Origin of the sequence: Micrococcus sp. HMSC31B01, assembly GCF_001816085.1 — a bacterium.
GTDB lineage: Bacteria > Actinomycetota > Actinomycetes > Actinomycetales > Micrococcaceae > Micrococcus > Micrococcus luteus.
The window spans coordinates 1-4,496 of the sequence record NZ_KV825129.1 but is presented as its reverse complement, the minus strand read 5'-3'; the positions used below and the strand labels follow the sequence as shown (position 1 = coordinate 4,496).

Sequence of the window (4,496 nt, the reverse complement as noted above, 5' to 3'; positions counted from 1 at the left end):
GGAGCCGTGCCGCCCAGTCCTCGACACGGCGGGGCCGCCGGTGAGCGGCCCCGCCGGCCGTTTCGGTCTGCCCTTGATGTGCTTCCAGGCCAGGGCGGGCTCGGGGGCCACCGCGGCCACCGAGGTGGCGCCGATCATGGCGGTCACGGCGCGCGCCCCGGCGCGCACGCCTTGGCGAGCGCCAGGCGGTCATCGGTCAGGGAGCCCTCGCCCCGGAGCCAGGACGCGTAGGCAAGCACGGCCAGCGCACCGGCGGCAGCCTCACGCGGGCCCATGTCCACGGCGGCGTTGCGCACCGTCTCCGCTTCCTCCGTGGCCTTCCAGCTCAGCACGTGCGGGAACGTGCCCGTGCGGAAGTCCACGGCCTCCATCCGGCAGGGCGCGGTCGCGGCCACCAGGACCACGTAGGGGTACTCGGGATCCTAGCGATCCAGGGTCGCCAGCACCACGGCGGCCGCCTCCCGGTCCGGCGATCACGCAGAAGCCCCGAGATGCCGCGCCTCAGTCCCGAAACGAGACATGCGCTCCAGGGTGTCAGCTGACCCCCGGGTTCATTGTCAGACACGTCCTAGGCCTGGGCGGGCGCCTCGTCCTGGACCGCTCTGACGACGAGGACGAGCCCCTGCACGTGTTCGCGGACCCGGCCGGCCACCCCTTTCTGCGTCTTCGTGGGGTGAGCGCGGCAGATCACGGCGGCTCAGCCCTCGAGCCGCTGGTCGAACTCCTCGTCGTCCAGCTGGTGGGGGGATGCGGTCATCTCCACGATACGGTGCCGTCCATGCATCCGGACCCGGCCGAGACGAACCGCCGCGCCTACGACGACGACCGCGTCGTCGCCCTCTATGACCTCGACAACCCGCCTGGAGAGGACCACGCGTACTTCCGCCGGGCGGCCGAGGAGTCCGGCGCCCGGCGGATCGTCGATCTCGGCTGCGGCACCGGATCGCTCACGGTGACGCTGACCGGCGATGACCGCGCCGTCGTCGGGATCGACCCGGCCGAGGCCATGCTGAGCGTCGCCCGGGCGCGCCCCGGCGGGGACCGCGTCGAGTGGCGGCGGGGCACCGCGGAGCTGATCGAGCCGGCGTCGGCGGACCTGGAGATCATGAGCGGGAACGTGGCGATGCACCTGATCGGCCAGGACTGGCAGCAGGAGCCCACGGAACGGACGACGGCGGCCGGTCGCCTCGTCGAGTCCGAGGCGACGAGCGCGCCGGACGCGGACGGCGTCGTCGTGCACCGATGGCGCACCGAGTACTCGGACGAGGGCGTGGACGGCGAGGGTGAAGAGCACCTGCAGTTCCGCTCCGTGGAGCAGGTGACCGAGGACCTCACGGCGGCGGGGCTGGCGGTGGACCGCGTCTGGAGCGACTGGCACGGCCGCCCATTCGACGCGGCGGAGCACCCGCTGATGATCATCGGGGCCTGTCCACAGGGGGCCTGACCCGTCCACCCGTCATGGCAGGATGACGCATGTCACACGTGATGCGAGGGGGAACCATGACGGACACGACCACGGCCCGCCCCATGCGGCCGGCCCACTTCGACGACGACCCGCCCGTCCGCGGGATCGGCCACCTCCGGCACCCGGTGGTGTGGGGCGGGCTGATCGGGGTGGTCGGCGGCGGCGCCTTCCTGTTCGGCGGGATCGCGGGGCTGCCGGCCGAGCACCAGGGCACGCTGCGCGGCAGCGCGATCGCGCTGATCGGCTTCACGTTGGTGGTCGTGCTGCTGCGCCGGCGGGTGCTGCCCGCCGTGCAGGCGCCCGCCCGCGGCGCGTCTACGGGATCGCCGTCGTCACGATGCTGGCGCTCCTCCCCGTGACACGCCTGGTGGCACTCGCGCTCGACGCACCGACGGCGCAGATCGCCCTGGTGGCCGCCGTGGTGGGCGGCCACTTCCTCCCGTTCGCCCGGGCATTCCAGGCCCCGGTGTTCTGGTGGATCGGCGGGGCGATGGCCGTGCTGGGGCTCGCCGGTGCCGTACTCGCGGCTCTCGGCGATCCCGTGGCCGGGCCCGCGGGGGCGGCCGCGGCGGGCGCCGCGATGCTCGTGATCGTCGCAGCGCAGGGGCTGCTGGCGTCCCCTCGGCAGGACTGAGGGCCGGACCATGAACATGCTTCAGGCCATCCGCCGCTACTACGCCGGCTACGCGCAGTTCAGCGGGCGCGCCTCCCGCGCCGACTTCTGGCTCGCGGCGCTCTACGTGTGGCTCCTGCAGAACGCCGTTCACTTCGTGTCCACCGCCCTGGCCGTGTTCATCCTCGGCTCCCCGGACCTGCCCCTCCGCGACGCGGCCGTCCTCCTCGTGGGGATCACGCACGCACTCCCCTCGCTCGCCCTGCTCGCCCGGCGCCTCCACGATGCCGGCTTCAGCCGCGCGTGGCTGTTCCTCGGGCTGGTGCCGTTCGTCGGCCCGCTCACGCTGCTCGTGTTCGCGCTCCAGCCGTCCGCCCCGCGCCTCGGACACCCCGCCGATGCGTCGGACCCGGTGCCGGCGGGGGCCACGGCCGCGCGGCGCTGACCCCCGGACACGACGGCGGGGGCCGCGTCCCCACGACGCGACCCCCGCTCCCCTGGCCCGACCTGATCAGTGATCGTGGTCGGCGTGCTCGTCGGACTCGTGGCCGTGATCGTGGTCGGCGTGCTCGTCGGACTCGTGGCCGTGATCGTGGTCGGCGTGCTCGTCGTGGCCGGACTCGGCATCAGCGGCCTCCTCGGGCTTCACGGACTCCGGCTGGCCGGTGACCACGGCCATCTCGACCGGGGCGAACTCCAGGTCCTTCTCCAGGACGGTCTCACCGGTCTCCAGGTCGACGGCCACGAGCTTCTGGGCCTCCGCGTCGGTGACGTAGGCGGTGTTCCCGGCCACCTTGAGGATCGGGCCGGGCTCCTGCCACTCGTCCTTCTCCTTCCACGGCTCGATCACCGGGTACTCGGCGGTGACCTCACCGGTCTCCTCGTCGATCACGTTGACCTCGCCGTCGTAGGTCAGCACGACCGCGGAGCCGTCCTCAGCGCGGCCGAGCGAGCGGAACCAGTAGGACGAGCCGAGGTCCACGGTGGTGAGCTCATCGGTGCGGGTGTCGATGAGGGCGATCTCCGTGGGCCGCTCGACGGCCTCCTTCGGCTCCTCCTCGACCTTGTGATCACCCAGGACGATGGGCGAGTCATGCAGCCCGAACAGGTTCCCGGAGCGCTGGTACTCGGTCTCGACGTCCACCTTGTGGAACTCGCCGTCCCGGTACACGACGGGCCCGTTCTCGCAGCCCATCACGACGACGTCGCCCGCCTCCGTCGGCTGGGCCGCGGCCTCGCCGTGGCTGCCGGGGCAGTCGTCGGTCTCGGCCTTGACCTCGCCGGTCTTCGGGTCGATCACCTGGAGCGTGTTCCGGGACTCCTCGGTGCCCTGCGTGGTGAAGAGGGTGCCGTCGGAGAGCTCGAGCGCCACGCCGTGGTGCGGGTCCTCGGTCTCGGCCTCCGTCATGACGGGCATGAGGTCCGGGGTCGCCTTGTCCAGGTGGGTCGAGTCGAAGGTGCGGATCGCGCCCGTGCCGTCCGCGAAGAGGGTGGTCTTGCCGTTGTGGGTGACGACGTGGCCGGGGTGATCGCCCGGGAACGTCACGCCGGTCATGCCGGGCGCGGACTCGTAGTTGTGGAAGTGATCGCCGTGGGCCTTGGCCTGGATGCCGGCAGAGAACACCTCCCAGCCGTTCCCGGTGGTCACCAGGACGTCCTTGCCGTTGCCGGCGTTGCTCAGCCGCTTGAAGCCCGCGACGTCCTGCTCCTTCACCACCTCACCGGACTCGGCGTCGAGCAGCGTGAGCCCGTCCTCGTGCGAGAGCAGGATGCGCGGCGTCACCGCGGAGACCTCGGTGGTCTGGGTCGGGTCGACGCGGTCCTCCGCGGAGACGGAGGAGGCCGCCGTCGCCTCACCCGCCGTCGCCTCACCCGCCGGCGACTCGGAGCTGCCCGAGGCGGAGGCGGGTGCCGACGTCGGGCCGGACGGGTCGGCGTCCGCGCCGCACGCCGTCAGGGCGATGGCTGCGGCGGCGAGGGTGGCGGAGAAGGTGGCGGCGCGCGCGGCACGGCGCTGCGGGGCGAAGTGGGACACGGGGAACCTTTCACGAGGGCGAGAAGATGCGACTGATTCACAATAGCGATTGATGCGGATGGTTCGCAATACGGCGGCGGGTGCGGCTCGTCATCCCGACGGCGCCGACGGCGCGCCCCCGTCGCGGGAACCGGCACGTGACGCCCTCGAGCGCGCGGCGACCCGCCTGTTCGAGGTGGGCGGGGCCTCCGCGACCCTGCGCACGCGCGGGCTGGACCGGCATTGGCGCAATGCGCGGGTGCTCGCCAGCCACAACCCGCTGATCTACCGCGCCCGACTGCTCGGCGACCGGGCCGTCAACGGCACGCCGCTCGAGCGCCACTACCGGCTGGGCGGCTGAGGCGCCGGCCGGTGCGGCGCGTGGCGGAGCCCCTCAGGCCAGG

The 4,496-nt window shown here is 72.8% G+C and carries 6 protein-coding genes and 1 pseudogene; 5 read left to right on the top strand and 2 right to left on the bottom strand.

Annotated features, from left to right (window positions below; genetic code table 11):
• Nucleotides 1–143 precede the first annotated feature (143 nt).
• On the bottom strand, nucleotides 144–395 hold the full coding sequence (locus HMPREF3105_RS06590) for a hypothetical protein (protein WP_141762447.1): 252 nt from the start codon (nucleotides 393–395) through the stop codon (nucleotides 144–146).
• A 383-nt stretch (nucleotides 396–778) separates the two neighbouring features.
• Here HMPREF3105_RS06590 and HMPREF3105_RS06585 point away from each other — a divergent pair, with 383 nt between their 5' ends.
• The 4 genes from HMPREF3105_RS06585 to HMPREF3105_RS06570 are packed head-to-tail and all read left to right on the top strand — an operon-like array spanning nucleotide 779 to nucleotide 2,523.
• Complete coding sequence (locus HMPREF3105_RS06585) at nucleotides 779–1,444, top strand: class I SAM-dependent methyltransferase (RefSeq protein WP_070709012.1); 666 nt, start codon at nucleotides 779–781, stop codon at nucleotides 1,442–1,444.
• Between the two features lie 56 nt (nucleotides 1,445–1,500).
• Nucleotides 1,501–1,824, top strand: a complete 324-nt coding sequence (locus tag HMPREF3105_RS06580) for a hypothetical protein (RefSeq protein ID WP_020626551.1) — start codon at nucleotides 1,501–1,503, stop codon at nucleotides 1,822–1,824.
• Nucleotides 1,821–2,099 carry a DUF7010 family protein gene (locus HMPREF3105_RS06575; RefSeq protein ID WP_246830342.1) on the top strand — a complete coding sequence of 93 codons (279 nt, stop codon included), beginning with the start codon at nucleotides 1,821–1,823 and terminating at the stop codon, nucleotides 2,097–2,099. Before HMPREF3105_RS06580 ends, HMPREF3105_RS06575 begins: the two co-directional genes overlap by 4 nt.
• A 10-nt stretch (nucleotides 2,100–2,109) precedes the next feature.
• On the top strand, nucleotides 2,110–2,523 hold the full coding sequence (locus HMPREF3105_RS06570; RefSeq protein WP_070709010.1) for a DUF805 domain-containing protein: 414 nt from the start codon (nucleotides 2,110–2,112) through the stop codon (nucleotides 2,521–2,523).
• Nucleotides 2,524–2,589: 66 nt separating this feature from the next.
• Here the strand turns inward: HMPREF3105_RS06570 and HMPREF3105_RS06565 are convergent, their stop codons facing one another.
• The gene (locus HMPREF3105_RS06565; protein ID WP_070709009.1) at nucleotides 2,590–4,113 is read right to left on the bottom strand and encodes a PQQ-binding-like beta-propeller repeat protein; all 1,524 of its coding nucleotides are present in this window, start codon (nucleotides 4,111–4,113) and stop codon (nucleotides 2,590–2,592) included.
• 151 nt (nucleotides 4,114–4,264) lie between these two features.
• On the opposite strand from HMPREF3105_RS06565, the pseudogene HMPREF3105_RS12705 reads away from it, so the two are divergent.
• Nucleotides 4,265–4,453, top strand: a pseudogene (locus HMPREF3105_RS12705) (acyl-CoA dehydrogenase); the annotation flags it as partial.
• Nucleotides 4,454–4,496 lie beyond the last annotated feature (43 nt).